Origin of the sequence: Clostridium sp. FP2 (genome assembly GCF_011065955.2) — a bacterium.
Lineage (GTDB): Bacteria > Bacillota > Clostridia > Clostridiales > Clostridiaceae > Clostridium_AD > Clostridium_AD tagluense.
On record NZ_JAAMNI020000001.1, the window covers coordinates 3,507,798 to 3,529,330 of the forward strand.

Sequence of the window (21,533 nt, forward strand, 5' to 3'; positions counted from 1 at the left end):
TTACCCTCCACTACTTTCTTTTCTTTAATTTGTATACCAGTGCCAATATCTCTGCCACAGCTCCATACATTTCCGTTGGAATTTCCGAGCCTATATCTAATTCTTTATATATTAACCTTGCTAGTGGTTTATTTTCAATAATTGGGATATCATTTTCTTTAGCAAGCTCTTTTATTTTTATAGCCACATTATCTGCACCAATAGCCACAACTATTGGTGCCCCTTCGCCCCCCTGCTCATATTTAATAGCAATAGCTAGATGAGTAGGGTTTGTGATAACCACAGTCGCATCGGGAACTGATTGCATCATTCTACTTGATGCCATTTCTCTTTGCTTTTGCCTAATTTTCGATTTAATCTGCGGGTCTCCTTCTTGTTGTTTGTATTCCTCTTTAACTTCCTGCATACTCATTTTAAGTTCTTTGTTATGCTTATATTTTTGGTATGCAAAATCAATTACAGATATTATAAGCATAATTATGGCGATTTTAAAAAATATGTCTATTACCAATTTCCCAAAAACAACTAAAATGGCCTCTATTTTCAGACTTCCATAATTCATCATTTGCAAATAATTGTCTTTGATAAAATTGTAAGCTACTATTCCTATGGTGGTAACTATAGCTAAATTTTTTAGTAAATCCACCAGGGATCTTGTAGAAAAAATTTTCTTAAATCCACTTATAGGACTTAGTTTTTTTAAATCAGGTTTAAGTGGTTCACCAGTAAGTATAAAACCAGATTGCATTAAACTTGCCACCACTCCCATTATCATAATAGGCACCAAAATTGGTAAAACCACAAGCCCAGATTTCATTGCGGAAACAAGAAGCACAGTTCTAAGAGTATACTCATTTACATTCAAGGTTAAATAATTGTTTAAGAAAAGACTTACTACACCTTTTAAAGTGTCTAATATATAAGAACCGAGCATTATGAGCAAAACTGTTGAGGTGAGTAGTGTAACGGTAGATGATAATTCCTTACTCTTTGCTACTTGACCCTTTTTCTTTGAATCACTTTTCTTTTTTGGAGTAGCTTCTTCGGTTTTTTCACCGCTATCCGCTGAGACAAAAATTAGCATAGGTATTACCTTATAGAAAGCTTTAATTATATCTGGTATAGTGTAAAAAGAATTTACTATTAATTTTATGACAATAGGTAGTACTAAAGCAAAGCAACTGAGTCCTACTAGTATTTTTATTGGCATACCTAAAATCATAACATTTAATTGTGGTACAGTTCTTGACACTAGTCCCATAGATAAATCTGTTATAATAATTATCAAAATAATTGGTATTGCTATTTTAAATCCAAGTGTAAAAAATTCTATGAAAATTTTCACCATCATCATAGCTGTTCCTTGTGATAGTATAAACTTTCCAATATTAATAATGTTAAAAGAATCAATTATCGCCCTAATTAACATATGATGGCCATCTACAACAAAAAACATTACCATACTTACCCAGTAAAGTAACCTTCCAAGCAGTGTAACATTCTCATTAGATATAGGATCAAACATGCTCATCATGGAAAACCCAACTTGGAAATCCATAAGCTGACCTGCCATCTGGGCTGAGAAAAAACAAAACTTTGTTATGTATCCTAATGCGAGTCCAGTAATAACCTCATCTATACAGAATTTTATGAGTCCAGCGTTACTCGTAATTAAGCTTACATTTTCATAATTAACGCCTGGCAAAATCAGAAAAGTGAAAACAGCACAAAATCCAACTTTAGCCATTGCAGGAGTACCCTTAGGAAAGAAAATTGGTATGCCAATGACGAAGGCTGATATTCGCAGTAGCACCATTATAAAGCCTAAATAATAAGCTGTATTAATCAATATATCTCCACCTAACCTCCCATATTAGCAATAAGTTCAAAAATCCTAGTAGTAAAATCAACTACTGTGTGAAGCATCCAACTACCCATTAATAAACCAATAAGTGCTACTGCAAGTAACTTTGGCACAAAAGTCAATGTTTGCTCCTGGATTTGAGTAGTAGCTTGAAATATACTCACTATTAACCCTACTAAAGTTGCTACAATAAGTATAGGAGCCGATACCAATATTGCAGTTTGAATAGCATCTTTTATTACAGATAATACAATATTCTCTGTCATTTAATTCACCTCAACTAAAACTCATAATCAATGATTTTACAAGTAGATTCCAACCATCTACCATAATGAATAACAATAATTTAAATGGGAGAGAAATCATAACTGGCGGTAGCATCATCATTCCCATAGCCATAAGAATGCTACCCGTAACAATATCTATTATGATAAAAGGTATAAATAATAAAAATCCCATTTCAAAAGCTCGCCTTAGTTCACTTATTATAAAAGAAGGTACCACTGCATATAGAGGTACTTTATCATAGGTGAGTTTAGGCTTTCCTTTGCTCATTACTACTTTGCCCTTTGCATCAACTTCATTTTTAACTGTATCTTCTAATTTTCCCACCTCTAAAAAAAGTTTTAAGTCCTTAGCTCTGGTCTGTTTTAACATAAAATCCCTCATGGGTTTAGACCCTTTATCAATGGCAACGGATTGAGTTATTTTATTATTCAAATAGGGAGTTAATGCATCCTTATTTATCTTTGTAAAGGTTGGTGCCATAGTAAAAAATGTTAAAAATAGAGCTAGTCCAATTATAACCTCTTTTGGTATTGCCTGTTGGACACCAATAGCACTTTTAAATAAGGATAGCACTATGATTATCCTTACAAAACTGGTAGTCATTATAATAAATGAAGGGAGTAAGGTAAGTATAGTAAGAACCATTAACAACTTAATATTATCTACATAATCCGTTGGCGTAGTTGCTTTATCAATAGAAAGATTAATTTTTGGTATTGGTAGCGTTTGTGGAGCAGCATTTACTACTTTTATTGTAACAATCCCCACTATTACCATAATCAAAGCAAAAATAATCAGGTTTTTATTTTTTATTTTCATCTTTAGCACCCTTTTTCATAATATGTTTTTTGAATAGTTCCTTCATGTCATCATACTGAGGTAGCTCTTTAATATTTTCAATTGTACTAATCTCTTCCTTTGGCAACTCAAATAAAATATTAATCTCCTTAGAACTAGAAGAAACTGCATAGGCTTTTTCTCCGATTTTTACAACCATAATGCTATTATCCTTAGATAGTGCAATTCGGTCTATTACTTTCATATATCTACCATTTTGCAATTTTTGAAGTTTATTACCACCATATTTTAAAGATAAATATAATAAAAATAATATGAAAGGTAAAAATATTAATATTTTTAAAAGTAATGTCCAAAATTCTAAATCCATGATTTTACCACCTACTGTACCAATATATCGTTAAAATATATATGGGATGCTTTTCCTTTTGTTAAAATAGGATCTATACTTTTAATTAGCTGATTCTTTATAGCATCAACGCCTGTTGCACTAAAGTCCGTAGTTTTTTTTGATCTAAGAGCCGCAATGACTACATCCCTAATTATGGGTGTTTTTGCTGTTAGTTCTGCTTCTAACTCCTTATTTTCTTCATACCCAATAACAACCTTCACCTTTAGATAACGCTTTCCATCCTCGTCCATTAAATTTACTAAAAATTCCTCCAATGGGAAAGTTGTTTCCTTACTTTCCACAACTTTAACTACTGTGGTCTTGGCACCCGAACCTTTTTGACCAATTATATAGGCACCTGCAGCTGCACCGCCTACTACAATTAATACTAATAGAATTATAATAATTATTTTTAAACTATTTCCTTTTTTTGGTTTTTGTGGTTTTTCGCTCATTTTTTAGTAGCCTCCTTTTCACTTGCAACAATTAAAATATTTACTCTTCTATTTAATGCTCTATTTGTTTCATTAATATTTGGTACAATAGGTTGATATTCAGCGCAAGCAATAGATTTAAATCGCGCAGGATAGGGTTGCTTCTTAACTGTTACAAAATATTCAAGCACATTTAAGGCTCTAGCAGAAGATAATTGCCAATTGTTTCTATATTCAAAATTGCTAATTGGTAAATTATCCGTATGTCCCTCTATTACAATATCATTAGGCAGCGTTGATATTAGATCATTTATTGAATTTAACACTGGCTTACTATTATCTATAATTTCTGCTTTTCCACTTTGGAACAAAATATTTGCCTTAAGTTGAATTATAACTCCCCTACTATCAGTTTTTATTACTACTGTACCTTCTAGTTTTTGCTTTTTTATAAAACTTTGAACCTTTTCATATATATCTTGTGTATCTTTGATTGGTGTTGTAGTTGGCATTGGTTCCCCAACTAATGGAACTTCTCCATTTTTTACATTAAACTCTAAGATACTGCTTCCAGTTTCACCTGTGAGTACTGATTGAAGTGAGGATGCAATTTGTTTGAACTTAGCTGCATCAACTGTGGAAAAAGAATATAATAATACAAAGAAAGTTAGAAGAAGAGTCATTGTATCTGAAAAAGTGGCAATCCACGCATCTGTCCTCATTTCTTCTCCACCCTTTTTTTTCCTAGACATTATCTGTCACCCTAGCTGCTTTGGCTTGCTCCGCAGTAAATTTAGCTCTGTCAACTGGTGATAGGTACGATGTCAATTTTTCTTCAACAATCCTTGGATTTACCCCGGATTGAATTGCAAGTATTCCCTCAAGCATCATTTCCCGATTATTTACTTCAATGCTAGATTTATAATTTAAATTTTGTGCCATAGGAATTAATATTAGGTTTGCAAGTAGTGCTCCATAGAATGTAGTTATTAATGCCTTTCCCATACCAGAAGCTAGGGCTGAAGAGTCACTTAAATTTGCAAGCATTTGTATAAGTCCTATAAGGGTACCAATCATACCAAAAGCTGGTGCATAAGCTGCCCAAGCTTTTAACATATTAGCTCCATCAGTATGACGGCGCTCCATCTCTCCTATTTCTAGTTCCATAATATCCTTTATTGCTTCAGGCTCAAGACCATCCACTACCATTTGAAGTCCTTTTTTTAAAAACCCATTAGTTAATTGTACCATTTCATCTTCAAGGGATAAAAGCCCCTCTTTTCTTGCTTTTTTAGATAGTGTTGTAAAGCTATTAATAATCTCAGAGCTAGATGCTGTATTTTCTTTAAAAGACTGTACAGTAACCTTCGTTACTCTCTTCATGGATCCAATAGGGTAAGCTATGAGCAGTGCAGCAAAAGATCCCCCTACTGTAATTGCTATGGAAGCAGGATCATAAAATATTTTCAAATTAGCTCCACCAGCTGACATCCCCCACAAAATTAACACAAGTCCAATTAGAATTCCAATAGTGGTCAAATTATCATGTTTTTTCATGCCCCTACCTCCTATAACTTGCCAGTAAATATCCTGTTTTTATATTTTACTATTTTATCAATTACCGCATCTGTGCTCTCAAGCACAATATACCTCTTGCCGTTTACTAAAGTTATTAATGTTTCTGGCATTGTTTCAATTTTTTCTATAACTTCAGCATTTAATATAAATTCTTCTTTATTTAAGCCTGTAAGTTTTATCATGGGAACCTCCTATGATTTACGATTTACAATCCATTATTATAAGCTGTAATTCAAAAATAACTAAAATTAAAGGAATTTGGTAAATCTCAAATACTTTTAATATTTGAGATTTATTACAAATTCACTTTAGAATTCCTTACTTTATACTATCTCTTTAAACCTATTATATCCTGTAATATTTCATCTCCTGTACTAATTGTCTTACCTGCTGCTTGGAAGGCTCTTGTTGCAATTATCATATCTGTAAATTGCTCAGCTAGATCAACATTTGACATTTCAAGCATTCCTTGAAGCATATCACCATAGCCTGCGCCGTTGTCTACAACACCAGCATCCGTAGCCGCATCAGCAGGAACTACATTCTTTCCCGTTCTCACTATTGCAGCACCAGAGTTAGAAGTATTTTGATATATGTTTCCCCCCACTTTAGATAATCCTGCTGGATTTTTAAATGAAGCTACAGCAATTTGCCCTAATATTGCTACTTTACCACCTTCTAAGACAGCTTTTATTACTCCATCTTTTTCTATAGAAAAAGTTTTGACTCTAAAATCACCCCCAAGAGTAGGAGGAGTAGTAGTATCATCAGCAGGAACACTAATTTTTTCTGGTATAACAAGAGGAACTAGTGTTGCACTTGGAGTTAAAGTTGTGCTATCTGCATTAACATAAGTTAGAGTGGGCGAAGTTGGCGGCTCAGTAGTTGATTTAGACAAGTCATAGTCTACACTTGCATTTGTACCATCACCACTACTAATAGCATAGCCTAGTACTCTTAACCCATCAGAATTTAATAAATTACCATTCTTATCTAAAGTTAAAGCACCGTCTCTCGTGTAGAACAAATCCGTTCCACTAGGAGGACTTGCTGTATGTTCTGTTGTATTTATACCCACACCCAAATCATTTGTAACAGGTGTTCGACCTTTAGCTACCATTAAGTACCCTTCTCCATCCATAGCAACATCTAGGTTTCTAGATGTTGGTTGCATCCCTCCTTGGCCTACCAACGTATCTATTCCTGCAACTTGTACTCCTAGCCCTACTTGCTTTGGGTTAATTCCTCCTTGACTTGCTCCTGGAGCTAATGCTTGAGACATATTTTGGCTTACCATATCTTGAAATCTAACTCTTGCACCTTTAAAAGATGTAGTTCCACAGTTAGCTATATTATTTCCTATAACATCTAGTTTAACTTGATTTGCTTTCATTCCACTTATTCCTGCATATAATGATCTTAACATAATATTACCTCCATTTTTTTTGTTTTTAGCTAAATTCCAATAGATTTATAATGTAATTCTAATTTTTTAGTAATGACTTTGCTTCTGTATTTCCACAAAGTTAAGCTTCCTTAAAGGTCCAGCTTATATCATAACTACACTATCTATATTGGTTATTATACTTGTTTCACTTTGATTTTTGTCTAAAGCAGTAATTACAGTCCTATTTTTAATACTGGTTATAAGTGCCATATCCTTATATAATATTAAGGCTTGTTTTGCACCTTTATCCTCTGCCATATTTATTCCTTGGTTAATCTTCTCCATATCAGCATCATCAAAATCAATATTGCGACTATTAAGCCTTTGTGCTGCATGAGAGGATATGGTGAAACATTCTTCTTTTTTTATCTGTTTATCTAAAACCTGCTTAAAATCCGTAATTTCTTTATTATCTTTAACCTTATTTCCTTGCAGGTTTGCATAAGAATAATCCGAAAAATCTTTTGCATCGTACAGTTTACCATTTATCACTCTATATGACATAATATCACCTTACTATTTCCCATTAGATACTTGCTGTTGTACTTTTATTATATCAGCATAATTTATATCCTTGGTAATTTCTTGTCCATTTTCCTGCCATGCAATAGTTAAATTAACACCGTTTGTACCCCTGAAAACACTTTTAACTATACCAGCATAGTTTTTACCATCTTTCCCATCAGCATCTTTTGGCCCCAAAGCTTCCACCTGTTTGCCCATTAAACTTACTGCACTTGAAAAGCTTGTGTTTCCATTTATATAATCTAATCTATAATCTGGAACATCTAAGATATCTGACAAAGTGTCAGATGGAAAATTTTTCATAGTACCATCCGTAAGCTGTACTGCAAGTTTAGTTACACCTGCCTCTTTATAAACAGCCTTCACAGTGCCTCCATATTGCACTCCCTTTGCATCATAACTACTAAGAGCTACCATCTTACCCACTAGTGAAGACGATGTTGAAAAAGCCACAGTGCTATTTAAATTTGTCATCTGCTCCAGTGTGGCAAATTGAGCCAATTGAGCTACAAATTCTGTACCATCCTTACCCTTAGTTGGATCTTGGTTAGAAAGTTCCGCTGAAAGAATTTTTAAAAAAGAGTTTTTGTCCATCTCTTCACCCTTTTTAACAATTCTAGTCCCTCTGTTAGTTGCTCTTGCTGCACTCTCTGCTTCCGTCTTCCCTGATTGAACAATTGCAGTACCATTTTCCGTTGTTTTCTGTGTTTTTTCTTGTCCTTTGGTAGTAATCGTACCGCTTGGTATAATTTGCGGTGCTATTATTGGTCCATCTATAGCCATATTTATCACATCCTTACATTTTTTTGTACAAAGTATTAAATTTTAAACAAATTTATTTACTTGATTTTCTTCTATAGAATAGTTATTGCTTATAGAAATATCCTCTTCATCTTCTAAATCCATATTTGTACTTGTGTTATTATTTTTATTTCTATTGTTATTTTTCTCATTTGAGTTGTTATTAAAAAATGTGGAATCCTCATAAATATTTATATCTAAGCTTTGAATTTTAATATCCATATTTTTTAATTTATCACTAATATCCTGAATGTTTTGATTTAACAAATTATAAGTATCTTTATTTTGAGCTGATACACTAGCCTTCATTATCCCACTTTCCATAGTAAGCTTTATAGTTATTTCTCCAAGTTCTTTAGGGTTCATTTTTACTGTTAAATCCTTAATATTGTTAACTTCCATGAATTTTATATTTTTAATTACATCTACTGTAAAATTACTTTTATCAATGACTAAATTAACAGCTTGTACCTTAACTGTGTCTACAGTTTTTATAGCTTCAAATTGATTCATAAAATTAACTGCTTTTGATATTTTCATTTCATCCTTATCTTCGCTAATCAAATTACTAAGAAAACTTTCTTCTGAGGAACTATTCCCTGAAAATTTGCTTCCATTTTTAGAATCATTTGAGCTTTGCATTTGGCTTTTAGGAAGAATTTCAGAACTAGTCTTATTACTTAGTTCCATTACCTTTTTTAGCAGATTATCTTTTATTGATTTGTCCTCGCTATTTTCGCTAAGAGTTGGGACCGTAGGAACTTTTAACTCTTCTACTACAGTCGTTAGTTTTTGTAGAACTTCAATTATTTGAGAAGGTAGCACCTTGTCTGATTTTTCTAATAGCCCTACTATTTCACTAAGATTGCTTTTTAACATAACCTTTGTATCAGGAGTTAATTGCTTGCCCCCAATTAATTGTTCTATGTCATTTGATTCTTTTGGTTTAATAGCATTAAGTTCAATTTCTTGAGGTATAACTACTAAAGTTTCATTCACTTTTGATTTTTCTTGCAATGCGCCTATTTCACTAAGGCCGGTTTCTAAAATACTCTTTGCATCAGGAATGAATTGCTTCGCGCCCACTAATCCTTTTGATTTTTCTTGTAGTGTAGCTATTTCACTAAGGCTGTTTTTAAAAATACTCTTTGCATCAGGAATTAATTGCTCTGCCCCGACTAAAGTCTCTAAGGTAATAGGATTAAGCTCATCCCCCCCTTTAAGCGTGGCTGGAGTTTTCTCTAAACTTTGAAGTAGATTGTTGAAAAGTTGTAGTAGCTGCTGCATTTGAGCCATCTGGTCCCCAGATTCTTCACCCACAGCTTCCTTTGAAAGTTTCTCAGTGTTTTGCTTTAGTAAACCAATAGATTTTTCTATGATATTAACTATCTTTGCTTTTACTTCATTATTATCATAAGCGCTGTTTAAATCCTTTGGGGCACTAGCCTCCACTGTGGTTTTTTCAACATCATTGTTTTTAACATCATCGCTCTGATTTTCGTTATTTACTTTATCCAAGCTTCCATTATTGGTTTTACCTGAATTCTGGTCTTTATTGTTTTTTTTCTGGATATTTTCATTTGAAAAATTCTTAGAATTCAATTCATGATTACCTAAAACCTTTTTAAACTCTTCACTTTTATTTATTTGTTTTGGAGCATCAATTTTTTTAGAAGTAGCATATGTCATGACATTATTTACGTTCATTTTTTTCACCTCCCCTCCTTGTGATTATTTCTAATGAAAGCATAAAGTGCAAACTCATCATTAGTTTTCTGTTCTATTAAATTCTGCTCTTTAAAAAAAGCGCTCTGTTGATTTTCTTTTAAAATCTCAACAGTCTTCTTTTCAACTTGACATTGTTTCAATTCTTGTCTTTTTCGACCTAGAATCTCCTCTTTGCCATCTAAAACTACTGCGGTTTCGTCAATAGCCAAATTTAGAGCATTTAAATAATTTTGTTTCATTTTCTGCTCAATAACTGATTCATATGAATCTATATTCCTATAGATTTCATATTTTACCTTTAATTTATTTAGCTGGTCCTCCACCAATTCTTTTTCTCTTTGTGCTTCTTTAAATTGGAGTTTGCTTTTATCTTCAATATCTTTTCTAATATCAAGAAGCTTTTGCAATCTAAACTTATATACCTCTCCCAATTTAAAACTCCTCCTCTATGAGAACCAATCTAAGAATCTCTAATTAATAATCTAGGTTTATGGAATATCATTAAACATGTTTTTCAGCAATTCTAAGCTAAGGTTAAAATCTGTAGTATCATTTATACCCTGCTTTAAATAAGACTCTATCGCATCATTATACTTAATTGCCTTGTCAATTTTTTCACTACTTCCTTTTACATAGGCTCCAATATTTATTAAATCTTCAGAATCTTTATAAGTTGCCATAAGCTCCCTTGCTGTTGAAGCAGCTTGTTTATGTTCCACTGTCGCAATTTCAGACATTAACCTGCTTACACTACTTAGAACATCGATAGCTGGATAATGGTTTTTTGAAGCTAGTGATCGAGATAAAACTATGTGTCCATCTAGTATACCTCGAACAGCATCTGCTATTGGTTCATTAAAATCATCACCATCCACAAGTACTGTATAAAAAGCTGTAATAGATCCCTTGAGTGACATTCCACTACGCTCCATTAATTTAGGTAACATTGCAAACACTGATGGAGTATAGCCTTTAGTAGCTGGGGGCTCTCCTATAGCTAGTCCAATTTCTCGCTGTGCCATGGCAAATCTTGTTACTGAATCCATCATTAGAATGACTTTTTTTCCTTGATCTCTAAAGTATTCTGCAATAGCTGTAGCTGTAAATGCCCCCTTTAACCTTACTAGGGCCGACTTATCAGAAGTTGCACATACAATAATTGATTTTTTCATCCCTTTTTCGCCTAAGTCTTTTTCTATAAAATCCAGTACTTCTCGTCCTCTTTCTCCAATAAGTGCTATAACATTTACCTCTGCTTTTGCTTCTCTTGCTATCATTCCAAGAGTTGTACTCTTGCCTACTCCACTACCTGCAAAGATACCAATTCTTTGCCCTTCGCCACAAGTTAAAAAACCATCAATGGCTCTAATTCCAGTAGGTAAAATCTCTGTTATTCTACGTCTTTTTAGAGGATCTGGAGGGGATGCATTAAGTGGATACGTTGTGTATTTGCTAATTTCAGGGCCTTTTAATGGATTACCTAAACCATCTAGGACCTTTCCAAACAATTCATCTGAGCATTTAACGGTCAGTGGACTACCAGTTGGCACTACTATGCATCCTGGCGATATGCCCACTAGTTCCCCAAGTGGCATTAGAATTACATTTTTGTCCCTAAATCCAACAACTTCACAGGTAATTTCCTCATTTGATATATTATAAATTTTACACACTTCACCAACAAAAGCCGTTATTCCTTGAACTTCAATAGTAAGTCCTATAACATTAACTACCACACCTTCGCAGTAAGTGTAGTTAATATCAGGAATTTTATTCATTAAATACTCAAAATTCAGATCTATCATAATAGTTCTCGCCCTTCTAAATTTGTATTTGCTCCTGCTGAAAAATTTCTATTATTTTTTCTATACCGTAAGATATACTTACAATACTTTTACCTGTATCTTTTTCAATAACAGCAGTTCCATCGTCTAAAAAATCATCCTCTATTACAAATATATCACCTTGAAAAGCAAGTCTTCCTTTCCAATTTTCAATTTGATCCTTTATGGCAGCAAAATGAGAACTATTACTTTTTATAATATAAGATTTTATATTTCTTTCATCTTTTATACAATTAAAAATCATTTCGTCTAAGGCATTTTTCTCCACGACTTCTCTTTTTAATATATTTTCAGCTATACTTACAACTAAGGCTTTTATATGTTGTTCTTTTTCTATTAAATAATCATTATACTCCGCTTTTGCTGCAACTAATATAGAATCAGCATCCCCTCTAATTTTCTGAGCCTCCTGCCTTGCCGCTTCAATAGCTTCATTATAACCATTTTCATAACCTTCCTTGTGTCCTTCTTCTATCCCCTCTTTAAATGCTAGTGCTTTTGCCTCTGCTGCATCCACAAAAGCTTTGGAAATAATTTTTTCGCTTTCTTTTTGTGCATTCTCTACTATATTACTAGCTATATTTTCATAACTAGTAATATTATCCATTTGGGTTTCATTATTTTTCTCCAGGATTTCTCCATCAGAAGACCTACTTAACTGGGTGTTTATTTCCTTATTTCCCTGATTTATAACTCTTGAATTTTTTATAACATTAAAGGATGAGCGCATCTTCACCACCCCTTGAAAGTACAATTTCACCAGCTTCATCTAACCTTCGCAAAATACCAACAATTTTTTGTTGTGCTTTTTCAACATCCATAAGTCTAACTGGTCCTAGGAACTCCATGTCTTCTTTTAAAGATGCTGCGGCTCTCTTAGATTGATTTTTGAATATGCTATTTGCCACTTCTTCTGAACATCCCTTTAATGCAAGAGATAAGTCCTTAGTATCTACTTCTCTTAAAATTCTTTGTATTGCAACATCATCCAAGGTGATAATATCCTCAAATACAAACATAGATTCTTTAATCTTTTCTGCAAGTTCTGCATCTTCTCGCTCTAAACCCTCGGTAATATTCTTTTCAGTAGTTCTATCTACTTGATTTAAAATACCTACTAAGGATTCGATTCCACCAACCACAGTAGTATCAGTTCTAATAACGGAATACAATTTTGCATCTAAAACTTTTTCAATTTCTTTAACAACCATAGGAGAAATACTGCTCATAGTTGCAATTCTAAAAGATACTTCACTTTGCAAATCCAGTGGCAAAGCTGACATTATCTGCGCTGCTTTATCTTGCTGCATGTAACACATAATAAGTGCTATGGTCTGCGGATGCTCATTAGCTATAACATTCAAAAGTTGATGTGCATCTGCTTTCCTTGCAATAGCAAAGGGTCTATATTGTTGAGTTTCTTCCATAACCTTGTCCAATATCTCTTTCGCCCTTTGGTTACCAAGTGCTTTTGAAAGCAAATTCCTCGCATAGTCAACTCCACCTTCTAAAAGGAAATCCTTTGCCTTATTCATTTCCATAAATTCATCTAGAATTGCCTGTCTTTGATCAGCTTTAACTGAAACTATATTAGCAATTTCATAAGTTATCTTTTGAATATCCTTTTCTGGTAATTTCTTTATTATACCTGATGAAGCGTCTGGGCCTAAGGTTATAAATAATATAGCCGCCTTCTGAATTCCCGTAAGTTTTTCACCTTTAGCCATTATTTATCACCTCTCATCTTCCGTCAGCCAAGACTTAATTATATCTGCAACTTGTTCTGGTTTCTCTGCCGCGTACTTCTTAACTTGTTTTTCCATATTGGATTTTTCACTGTTAACTTCAAATTCAATAGGAGCAAAAAATTCTTCCTGCTTTGGAGGAATATTATCTCCAATTATCATATCAATGCCTTCAGATGCTATTTCCTTCTTCTTATTAGACCTACGAATTACAAGAAGCAATATAATAAATAATAAGATAGCTAAAACTCCATATCCAATACGAGTGTATGTCACTTTTTTCGCAGCTGCTTTATCAGCATTTGCTATATCTAGCAGTGCCTTTTCCGCCTGCTTTTTACTGTCACTATTAAAATACATTCCTTCTACACTTATAGAGTCCTTTCTCCCTTCAGAGTACCCTATAGCTTGCGCAACTAAATTATTTACAGAAGTTTTAGTATTTTGATCTAAATTACCGTCTAATACAACTGAAGTAGTAATTCTTTTAATTCCCCCAGGTGCCTTCACTAGGTCTTCTTCTGTTTTTGAGTTCTCGTAATTTTTTGTTGACTCTTTATTCACGATATTTCCATCCTTAGTAGTTGTAGGTGAAGTGTTTTTTGCAGCCTCATCTACAGGACTAGTGGATAAACCAGTGCTAGTGCCTCCATTCCATGTCTCAATGTCATGTGAACTCACTACTGCTCCCTTTTTTTCATCATAGGTAATATTTTTTCTTTGAATTGCATCAAAATCAAGCTCTGTATTAACGGAAACTCTTACTCCGCTTTTATATATAGGCTCTAGGACCTTCATTATTTTTGTTTCTAATTCCTTTTCAATTTGCGCTTTTAATACTTGTTGCTTATCTGTAGAACCCGTTAAAGTATCTTTTTCTTTATCATATAAACCCTCAGTTAAAAGCAAAAATTTATCAGATACTATACTTACATTTTCCTTTGGAAGATTTTCTACAGCTCCGGTTAACAATGCAACTATTGCCTTTACCTGTTCATTGGCAAGTTTAGTATCTGGCTTAAGTTTTAATACAACAGAAGCACTAGCTGGCTCTGTTTCACGAACAAAAGCTGTATTTTCTGGTAAAACCAAATTAACCTTAGCTCCTTCAATCTCAGGAAACGACTTAATAGCTCTTTCAATCTCTCCAGCTAAAGCCCGTTGATACATAATTTTAGTTTCTGTATCTGTAGGTGCCATTTTTCCATTATCAAAAAGTTCAAATCCTTGACTTCCCTCTGTAATCTTAACCTCTGACATAAGTTCCATTCTAAGGCTATCAATATCCGCCTTAGGCACTAGTATAGAATTACCAGTTACCTGATATGTAACTTTTTTTTCTTTTAACTTAGCTACAATAGCACCTGAATCCGCTGGTGTCATATTTGAAAATAACACATCATACTTAGTTTTCGATGCCACTACTATAAAAGATCCAAGGGCTACTATAATCACGCCTGCAAGTAAACTATAAGCTATTTTTTTACTTTTACTTAATTTACCAAAGCCTTGCGAAATTTTATTCTTCATTTCAAATAGCTTACTCATATGCTGCCCCCCTTACTATATCTGCATTCTATTAAATTCTTGATAGGCATCCACAAGTTTATTTCTAATTTGTACTGCTAGTTCCAGTGACAGTTTAGCTTCTTCTGTAGATAACATTACCTTATGTACATCCTCTTCTTCACCCTTTATAAACTTTTGAGTAAGGTTATCTGATTCTATTTGTTTATCATTAACCTCATTTAATTTTTCTTTTAATGTATCCAGAAAATCAGTACTTTTATTCTCACCCTCTACAGTATTCTTTTGAAGTTCATTAAATATTTTCGTATTATTAACATAAGCATTAATATTCATAAATCACCCTCCTATTTACCGATTTCTAAAGCTTTAGAAAACATACCTTTTATAGCATTCATAGAATTTACATTTGCCTCATATGCTCTTGTAGATGCAATCATATCCGCCATTTCATTTAAAATGTTTACGTTTGGCATTTTCACATACCCGTCTTTATCTGCATCTGGATGGGAAGGATTATAAACACGCCTTAAAGGTGATTTATCATTTTCAATACCAACAGCCTTTACCCCTTTAAAACTATCTTTATATGTGCCTGTAGTTTTATCTAATTCTTGTTGCAGATTTTCTTGAAATACAGCTATTTTTCTTATGTACGGTTGTCCATTTTCTCCCCTAGTGGTAGCTACATTTGCTACATTAGAAGCTATGGTGTCCATCCTTAATCTTTCTGCTGTGAGTCCACTAGAACTTATTCTCATTCCCCTAAAAACATTATTCATTTGTACTATTTACCTCCTCCTATAATATAACTTGTAAGTGCATTCTTACTATTGACCTGCTTAACCAGTGCGTTAAACATTAATGTATTTGCTGCTTGATTAGTCATTTCTAGGTCTATATCTACATTATTTCCGTCTTGTCTCATACTGGTGGACTCGTCCTTTTTTACTGAAATATCGGAACTCGCGCTACCGGTTTGCATATGTTTATTATTGTCAGTTTTTAATGTATCTTCACCCATGCTGTCATTTAGTGTGTCTTCAAATGTAACATAGAATTTCTTATAACCTTTTGTATTGATATTTGCAACGTTGTTTGCAATAACTTTACTTCTAATCGCTGAAGCATCCATACTCTTTTTCAACAGGTTATACGTATTTTCGCTTACTGAACTCCCAATTATAGCCACAATTCTCATCTCCCTTCATGTACCCTTAGACATATAATATGAAAATCATTCTTAAAATCTTATTTTTTACTAAAAATAGCTAAATTTGTTTTCACATCTAATATATTTATAATTATATACTATTTTCTTACATTCGTGAATGCTTTCTTTTCTATTTTTTATAAATTAAATTAATTTTAAGATTCAAACTGCCCTATTCTGCTGTTAAAATGTCTGTTTCGAGGGTTATGTTTCTTGTTAATAATTTTTATGAAGTTCACTCCTTGTTTACAATCTCCTTTCATATTATACATTATTGTAGTAATTTGTCTATTATTTTAACTATATTATACAAAAAAAGACTTAATTTTCATCAAATCTTTTTTTTGTCCCTGTTATATTTAATAGTATCCGGAAACTCCCACATCTAAAAATATGGAATTTTTGGTAATTAAAACCAGTGAGTTCATCATAACTATGTTCACTATCTTCTAACATTCTCGAGTATTCTTAATGCATCCTGTGGTAACTTGTTGGATTGAACCATCATAGCATTTCCAGCTTCTATAAGAATATTATACTTAGAATATTCCATCATTTCCTCAGCCATATCCGTATCTCTTATACCACTTTCAGCGGATTGTATTTTATCAGCTATCTCAATTGTAGAATTATAACTACTTTCTAATCTGTTCTCTACGGCTCCAAATTTACTTCTAGCACTAATGATTGTATCAAGGGCTTTGTCTACATTTTCTAGGGAAGCACCTATATTACTAACATTCACGTTTTCATCACTAAGGTCTAAACCTTTTCTAGTTAGATTGTATTTGGGTATGTCAATTTTTTCTCCCACATTAGCACCTGTTACCGTTTCTATAACGGTTGACCCCTTATTATCATTAGGAGGAACAGTATCATCAACTAAAAGCTTAACTCCATTAAATTCAGTATTTTTTGCCATGTCATCCGCGCCATTTAACATTTGATTTATTTCCTTTTGGATAACATCTTTATCCGTTTGGGTTGTAGCTCCTCCAGCTTGTACCAATAGCTCTCTAACTCTTTGTAAGCTACTAGTAATACCTTCAATACCACCTTCTGTAGTTTGAATCATGCTAACTCCATCTTGAGTGTTTTTTGCCGCCATTTGAAGACCTCTTATCTGCATTCTAAGTCTCTCACTTTGAGCAATTGCATTAGGATTTTCTTTTGCACTATTTATTTTAACACCAGATGATATTCTCCCTAACGCCCCACTTTGCTTAGTAAGATTCTTACTGTATTCTCTATATACATTTAAAGAGGCCATATTTTTACTTAATCTCATAAAATCAACTCCATTAAAGTTTTTTTACTATCTATTTCATCATATCGGATATATTGAACTTTTCTTTAGGAATCGCCAGGGATTTTTCTATTCCTATTTTCAACATTCACTTCTTTATATGTTATTATTATAACTGAAATCCCCCTAATATATCATCTCATCCGTTGGGAACATGCTTAAGTAACTTTCATAATAAGCCATAGCATCTACTTCCGATATCCTGTTACTGGTTAAATTTCTATATAACATATATAACTTAAAATGAAGCTCTGGATTAACCTGCTTGACTTCAACCATTTTTTCATATATCAAATCTTTAGGAGATATTTTGATCCCCGCTTCAAGCAAACTAGAAACAGCCTTTTGTAGTCCTACAACTTTCATTTTCAGGTGTGGAGTAGAGCAAAGACTGCTAATTTCTTTTAACTCTTTAATAATTTCCTGCATTGTTTCAACGCTAATTGAAACTTGATTATTACTACTCATATACATCGCCTCTCTTAATTTAAATAATTTATAAAAATAGATGATTAACAAAGCTATCATCTTCACTTACTTAAGCATTATATAGTTTTATTAACAATCTATGATGAATTTTATATTCTCTTAATTGATACTTCGTTTAAATAGTTAATAACTTTATATAAACTTTCTTCTTTAATTTAACTACTTGAATATCCCTATATTTAAATATGGCTTTACATTAAAAATTTTCCATATAATTTTTAAATAATACATTATATTTTTTTAATGTCCCCTATTGCTCAACTTTGTGAATAAGTATAAAGTATATCTATAATTGGTCGATAATGTTAATATGTATATTAAAAATATTTTGTTTGAAATTGATATATTAAGGAACTTTAAAGTTTCCTAATATATTTAAAAAAAATTAAGGGGAGATGGAATTAATGAAGAAATTATTATCAAAAGTACTAAGTGTATTAGTATTTATATCAATTGTTTTACCATCAACAAGTATAGTTTTTGCGGCAGGAACAATTGATCTCAATGCAGAGGTTATTTTAAATAATGCAGGAATGCCAGACACAGTAACAGTTACTGATTTAGAAGTAGGGGATATCGTTAAAGTATATTCAATGATACCTCAATCAGAAGTAAAACCATATTTACAACCAGGAGAAGATGTACAATTCGTAAAAAACAGAACTACGCCACTACCTATATATAGGACAACGGAACCACAATCATCATCATCATCAACAATAACATCATCATCAACAACGCCGCCGTCAACAACAACAACAACAATAATAACAACACCATCGAAAATAACAACAATAACACCAACAACAACAACAGCAACAATAACAACAGAAACAAGAACAACAACAACAACAACAACAGCAGCAAACACAACAACAAACACAGTAATATCCTCAAGCACAACACTATTAGGCTCATCCATAACAATCCCAACAGTCCCACCAGTAGACTTAAGCATAAAACCGGGAATAGTAGTAGGAACAAAAACATTACTAGGGACAGCAGCTGCAAAATTAAACAAAGTAGAAAAAGGTGCATCGCAAACAATATCCGCAACAGTAAATGCAGATTTCCCTGTTGCACCGGAAAGTGTATATAATCTTGATCGAAAAGCAGGAAGTGTATATGTATCAGTAACAAGAAAAGGTATGAATGAAAGCACACTAACAGAAGTAGAATATTCGTCAGAACAACGAACTCCTAAAGAAGATATAAAGGTTGAAACGCCTGTTAATAATGCAGGAATGCCAGACACAGTGAAAGTTACTGGTTTAATGGCAGGAGATATAGTTAAAGTATACGCCGCACCAACACAAAGCGAAGGAGCAACAACATCAGTACCAGAAGCAGTAAAACCTACAACAGCGATAGCAGGAGATCTACAATCCCGATTAGATGCAGTAAAAGAAAAATATGAGTATATAAAACTATGTGCAGGAGAAGGTTCTGAAGTAGGCCAAATTATTAACAAGGCTACGTACAGGGATGCCTACGATCGACTTTGGACAACATGTCAAAAGTTAAGACAATCAATAGAGACTCCTGGTCTTGATACTACTCTTATCAACAAGTATAGAAAGCTTTTTTATGACTATATAGCTATTTTTGAAACTCGTGGTAATTTTTATATGCTTGGTGATTTTAATGTCGATTTTACTTTAAATGCTAATTTAACTGCTAATCCTGCTAATCCTGCTAATAATTTTGTTAAAGATATATCAGTAGGATCACTCCTAGGAACAGCAACAGCAAAGGCAGACAAAATAGAAAAAGGTGCAGCAACCGCATCAGTAACAGCATCAGCAACAGTAAGTATTCCAGACCTCGGAAAAGATAGTGGAAGCATATTTGTATCTGTGACAAGAAAAACTTTTCTTGAAAGTGATAAAATAGGAGAGACAACAAATATGAACACACTTGGCAAAAAATATCTCGAAGAAGCCAAGACAGCAATGCCATCAGCCATTGTAACTATTGTAAACAATGCAATAGTAGCAGACATAGTAACAATTAATAATTTAAAAGTAGGTGATACAGTTAATGTATACTTAGCAGGTACCAATGGAACATTAACCGGAAACCCAATAGGAAAAGCCATAGCAAAAGCAAATAAAACAGTAAAAGGTACAACAGCAACAGCATCGGCAACAATAAGCATTCCACAACTTGGGAAAGATGGCGGGAGCATATGTATAACAGTAACAAGCAAGGGCTTCCTTGAAAGTGTTTCTTCGCAAGCAATAATATTTAACGAAGAAGGCACAACGCAGCCACCGAATCTTTCGATAAAATAAAACTAGAAGGTGCCTGTCACTTAGGTAAAAAAGGAAAAACCAAAAGACAAGTCATCATGCCGAAAGGTTTGGTGGCTTATTTTTTTTCCTAGTAGCAAATAGAATAAAGAAGTTAATTATTCATTAGATGTTAGTTTAATATTAGAGATTGCAAAAGTAAAAAACGCAATGCTTACTAATTTGGATAATCCAAAAATATTACTTTTTGGTTCAATAGCAAAAGGTTGTTATTCTAAATATAGTGATATAGATTTACTTGATTCATATAAACCTAAAAAGGAATTAAGACAGGTAAGGCATGACCTAGAGGATTCTGTCGATATAAGGGGTTGGTACTATGGTACAGAGAGGTATGTTTTACTTCGCTGATATTGGTGAGAAGTTTATAGATTATTGGATGAGTTGAAAAAAATAAGAGAAAATATTTGTGAATAGAATTTATTGAATCTTATAGAAGGGGTGCAAATCTGTATTTTTGTTATTTAAAATTCCCCTAGGGATATTTGTAAAGGCTTGCCTGACCTTTTCTCTACTAATTATTTTATTAATTTTAAGTGAGCTATGTCAGTCATATTTTTACCAGTAATAGCTTCAAAAACAGTTAGGTCATTTATAACGCATCAATTTTACCATTAGTTTCTTTAAACTCTGCTTTCATTTCACCAGATAATTTTACTACTTCATGAGTTAACTTATCCATATCAGCTTTATGAAATTCTGATGCAGTTTTTAGTGAACCAAGAATGGCATCATGTTCTTTAACCCCATTTTGAGTTAATTTTTGAGTTTCTTTAAGTTCTTTAATATCCGATTCCATAGAATACCATCCATAGTTTTAATGCCTTATTTATAATATTTACAGCTACTATAGAAATTTAATACTATTTTCACCTGCAAGTTTGCATTATTTTTATGATTTCGCTCTATATAATTTAGAGCTTCTCCTAATGTATAAGAAATAGCCAAAATATAATTTATCACCTCTGCATGGTTTTTTATTTCTTTTTTTAAAGACATACTTATTAGTGTTATTTATGATTACTTTTCTTTCAAAATTTTAATTTTAATTTAAAAGCATGCTTGTATTATGTATTTTAGTTAAAATGGACGTTATAAAAAATATTGTGCTCATTAGAAATATTATTTTAGCTTTATTGGTTTTATTTTTGATTTTTTGACTATTTATAATATTCACCTGCCGTCTAAAATCTTATTTTTTTATGCTTTTATAAGACACTTATGACTATTACCTCTTTCAAAT

General features: G+C 32.8%; 25 protein-coding genes. 2 read left to right on the top strand and 23 right to left on the bottom strand.

What is annotated here, in order from left to right; all coding sequences use genetic code 11:
* Window positions 1–10: 10 nt before the first annotated feature.
* From G9F71_RS16870 to G9F71_RS16975, 22 genes are all read right to left on the bottom strand, one after another.
* Entirely contained in the window at window positions 11–1,849 is a 1,839-nt protein-coding gene (locus G9F71_RS16870) for a fused FliR family export protein/FlhB family type III secretion system protein (protein ID WP_164950831.1), read from the bottom strand.
* Window positions 1,850–1,860: 11 nt separating this feature from the next.
* Window positions 1,861–2,130 (bottom strand): flagellar biosynthesis protein FliQ, encoded by a 270-nt coding sequence (gene fliQ, locus G9F71_RS16875; RefSeq protein WP_164944327.1) that lies wholly within the window; start codon window positions 2,128–2,130, stop codon window positions 1,861–1,863.
* 10 nt (window positions 2,131–2,140) lie between these two features.
* Entirely contained in the window at window positions 2,141–2,971 is an 831-nt protein-coding gene (locus G9F71_RS16880) for a flagellar type III secretion system pore protein FliP (protein WP_164950830.1), read from the bottom strand.
* On the bottom strand, window positions 2,955–3,320 hold the full coding sequence (fliO, locus tag G9F71_RS16885; RefSeq protein ID WP_164950829.1) for a flagellar biosynthetic protein FliO: 366 nt from the start codon (window positions 3,318–3,320) through the stop codon (window positions 2,955–2,957). The genes G9F71_RS16880 and fliO overlap by 17 nt, the downstream gene beginning before the upstream one ends.
* A gap of 11 nt (window positions 3,321–3,331) precedes the next feature.
* Window positions 3,332–3,796, bottom strand: coding sequence for a flagellar basal body-associated protein FliL (fliL, locus tag G9F71_RS16890; protein WP_164950828.1), 465 nt, complete (start codon window positions 3,794–3,796; stop codon window positions 3,332–3,334).
* Window positions 3,793–4,527 carry a flagellar motor protein MotB gene (locus G9F71_RS16895; RefSeq protein ID WP_164950827.1) on the bottom strand — a complete coding sequence of 245 codons (735 nt, stop codon included), beginning with the start codon at window positions 4,525–4,527 and terminating at the stop codon, window positions 3,793–3,795. The genes fliL and G9F71_RS16895 overlap by 4 nt, the downstream gene beginning before the upstream one ends.
* Complete coding sequence (locus G9F71_RS16900; protein WP_164950826.1) at window positions 4,520–5,332, bottom strand: motility protein A; 813 nt, start codon at window positions 5,330–5,332, stop codon at window positions 4,520–4,522. The genes G9F71_RS16895 and G9F71_RS16900 overlap by 8 nt, the downstream gene beginning before the upstream one ends.
* 11 nt (window positions 5,333–5,343) lie before the next feature.
* Window positions 5,344–5,535, bottom strand: coding sequence for a flagellar FlbD family protein (locus G9F71_RS16905; RefSeq protein ID WP_164950825.1), 192 nt, complete (start codon window positions 5,533–5,535; stop codon window positions 5,344–5,346).
* 146 nt (window positions 5,536–5,681) lie between these two features.
* Window positions 5,682–6,779 carry a flagellar hook-basal body complex protein gene (locus G9F71_RS16910; protein ID WP_164950824.1) on the bottom strand — a complete coding sequence of 366 codons (1,098 nt, stop codon included), beginning with the start codon at window positions 6,777–6,779 and terminating at the stop codon, window positions 5,682–5,684.
* Window positions 6,780–6,902: 123 nt separating this feature from the next.
* The gene (locus G9F71_RS16915) at window positions 6,903–7,304 is read right to left on the bottom strand and encodes a TIGR02530 family flagellar biosynthesis protein (RefSeq protein WP_164950823.1); all 402 of its coding nucleotides are present in this window, start codon (window positions 7,302–7,304) and stop codon (window positions 6,903–6,905) included.
* 12 nt (window positions 7,305–7,316) lie between these two features.
* Window positions 7,317–8,108: a flagellar hook capping FlgD N-terminal domain-containing protein gene (locus G9F71_RS16920; RefSeq protein WP_164950822.1), complete on the bottom strand. Its 792-nt coding sequence runs from the start codon at window positions 8,106–8,108 to the stop codon at window positions 7,317–7,319.
* 42 nt (window positions 8,109–8,150) lie between these two features.
* The gene (locus G9F71_RS16925; protein WP_164950821.1) at window positions 8,151–9,833 is read right to left on the bottom strand and encodes a flagellar hook-length control protein FliK; all 1,683 of its coding nucleotides are present in this window, start codon (window positions 9,831–9,833) and stop codon (window positions 8,151–8,153) included.
* Window positions 9,834–9,838: 5 nt separating this feature from the next.
* Entirely contained in the window at window positions 9,839–10,285 is a 447-nt protein-coding gene (gene fliJ, locus G9F71_RS16930) for a flagellar export protein FliJ (RefSeq protein WP_164950820.1), read from the bottom strand.
* A gap of 57 nt (window positions 10,286–10,342) precedes the next feature.
* Window positions 10,343–11,659, bottom strand: coding sequence for a flagellar protein export ATPase FliI (gene fliI, locus G9F71_RS16935; RefSeq protein WP_164950819.1), 1,317 nt, complete (start codon window positions 11,657–11,659; stop codon window positions 10,343–10,345).
* Window positions 11,660–11,675: 16 nt separating this feature from the next.
* A complete protein-coding gene (locus tag G9F71_RS16940; protein ID WP_164950818.1) occupies window positions 11,676–12,428 on the bottom strand; it encodes a flagellar assembly protein FliH in 753 nt (250 codons plus the stop codon).
* On the bottom strand, window positions 12,412–13,425 hold the full coding sequence (gene fliG, locus G9F71_RS16945) for a flagellar motor switch protein FliG (protein ID WP_164944341.1): 1,014 nt from the start codon (window positions 13,423–13,425) through the stop codon (window positions 12,412–12,414). The genes G9F71_RS16940 and fliG overlap by 17 nt, the downstream gene beginning before the upstream one ends.
* A 6-nt stretch (window positions 13,426–13,431) precedes the next feature.
* Window positions 13,432–14,991, bottom strand: coding sequence for a flagellar basal-body MS-ring/collar protein FliF (fliF, locus tag G9F71_RS16950; protein WP_164950817.1), 1,560 nt, complete (start codon window positions 14,989–14,991; stop codon window positions 13,432–13,434).
* Between the two features lie 15 nt (window positions 14,992–15,006).
* Entirely contained in the window at window positions 15,007–15,306 is a 300-nt protein-coding gene (gene fliE / locus G9F71_RS16955; protein ID WP_164950816.1) for a flagellar hook-basal body complex protein FliE, read from the bottom strand.
* Between the two features lie 11 nt (window positions 15,307–15,317).
* Window positions 15,318–15,752 (bottom strand): flagellar basal body rod protein FlgC, encoded by a 435-nt coding sequence (flgC, locus tag G9F71_RS16960; protein WP_164950815.1) that lies wholly within the window; start codon window positions 15,750–15,752, stop codon window positions 15,318–15,320.
* Between the two features lie 5 nt (window positions 15,753–15,757).
* A complete protein-coding gene (flgB, locus tag G9F71_RS16965) occupies window positions 15,758–16,162 on the bottom strand; it encodes a flagellar basal body rod protein FlgB (protein ID WP_224626444.1) in 405 nt (134 codons plus the stop codon).
* 463 nt (window positions 16,163–16,625) lie between these two features.
* The gene (locus G9F71_RS16970) at window positions 16,626–17,471 is read right to left on the bottom strand and encodes a flagellin (RefSeq protein ID WP_164950813.1); all 846 of its coding nucleotides are present in this window, start codon (window positions 17,469–17,471) and stop codon (window positions 16,626–16,628) included.
* A 144-nt stretch (window positions 17,472–17,615) separates the two neighbouring features.
* Window positions 17,616–17,957 carry a hypothetical protein gene (locus G9F71_RS16975; RefSeq protein WP_164950812.1) on the bottom strand — a complete coding sequence of 114 codons (342 nt, stop codon included), beginning with the start codon at window positions 17,955–17,957 and terminating at the stop codon, window positions 17,616–17,618.
* A 425-nt stretch (window positions 17,958–18,382) separates the two neighbouring features.
* Here G9F71_RS16975 and G9F71_RS16980 point away from each other — a divergent pair, with 425 nt between their 5' ends.
* Both G9F71_RS16980 and G9F71_RS16985 read left to right on the top strand, forming a co-directional pair.
* Window positions 18,383–20,272, top strand: a complete 1,890-nt coding sequence (locus G9F71_RS16980) for a hypothetical protein (RefSeq protein ID WP_164950811.1) — start codon at window positions 18,383–18,385, stop codon at window positions 20,270–20,272.
* A 147-nt stretch (window positions 20,273–20,419) separates the two neighbouring features.
* Entirely contained in the window at window positions 20,420–20,641 is a 222-nt protein-coding gene (locus G9F71_RS16985; RefSeq protein ID WP_224626697.1) for a nucleotidyltransferase domain-containing protein, read from the top strand.
* A gap of 241 nt (window positions 20,642–20,882) precedes the next feature.
* Here G9F71_RS16985 and G9F71_RS16990 read toward each other — a convergent pair whose 3' ends face one another.
* On the bottom strand, window positions 20,883–21,089 hold the full coding sequence (locus G9F71_RS16990) for a hypothetical protein (RefSeq protein ID WP_164950809.1): 207 nt from the start codon (window positions 21,087–21,089) through the stop codon (window positions 20,883–20,885).
* Window positions 21,090–21,533 lie beyond the last annotated feature (444 nt).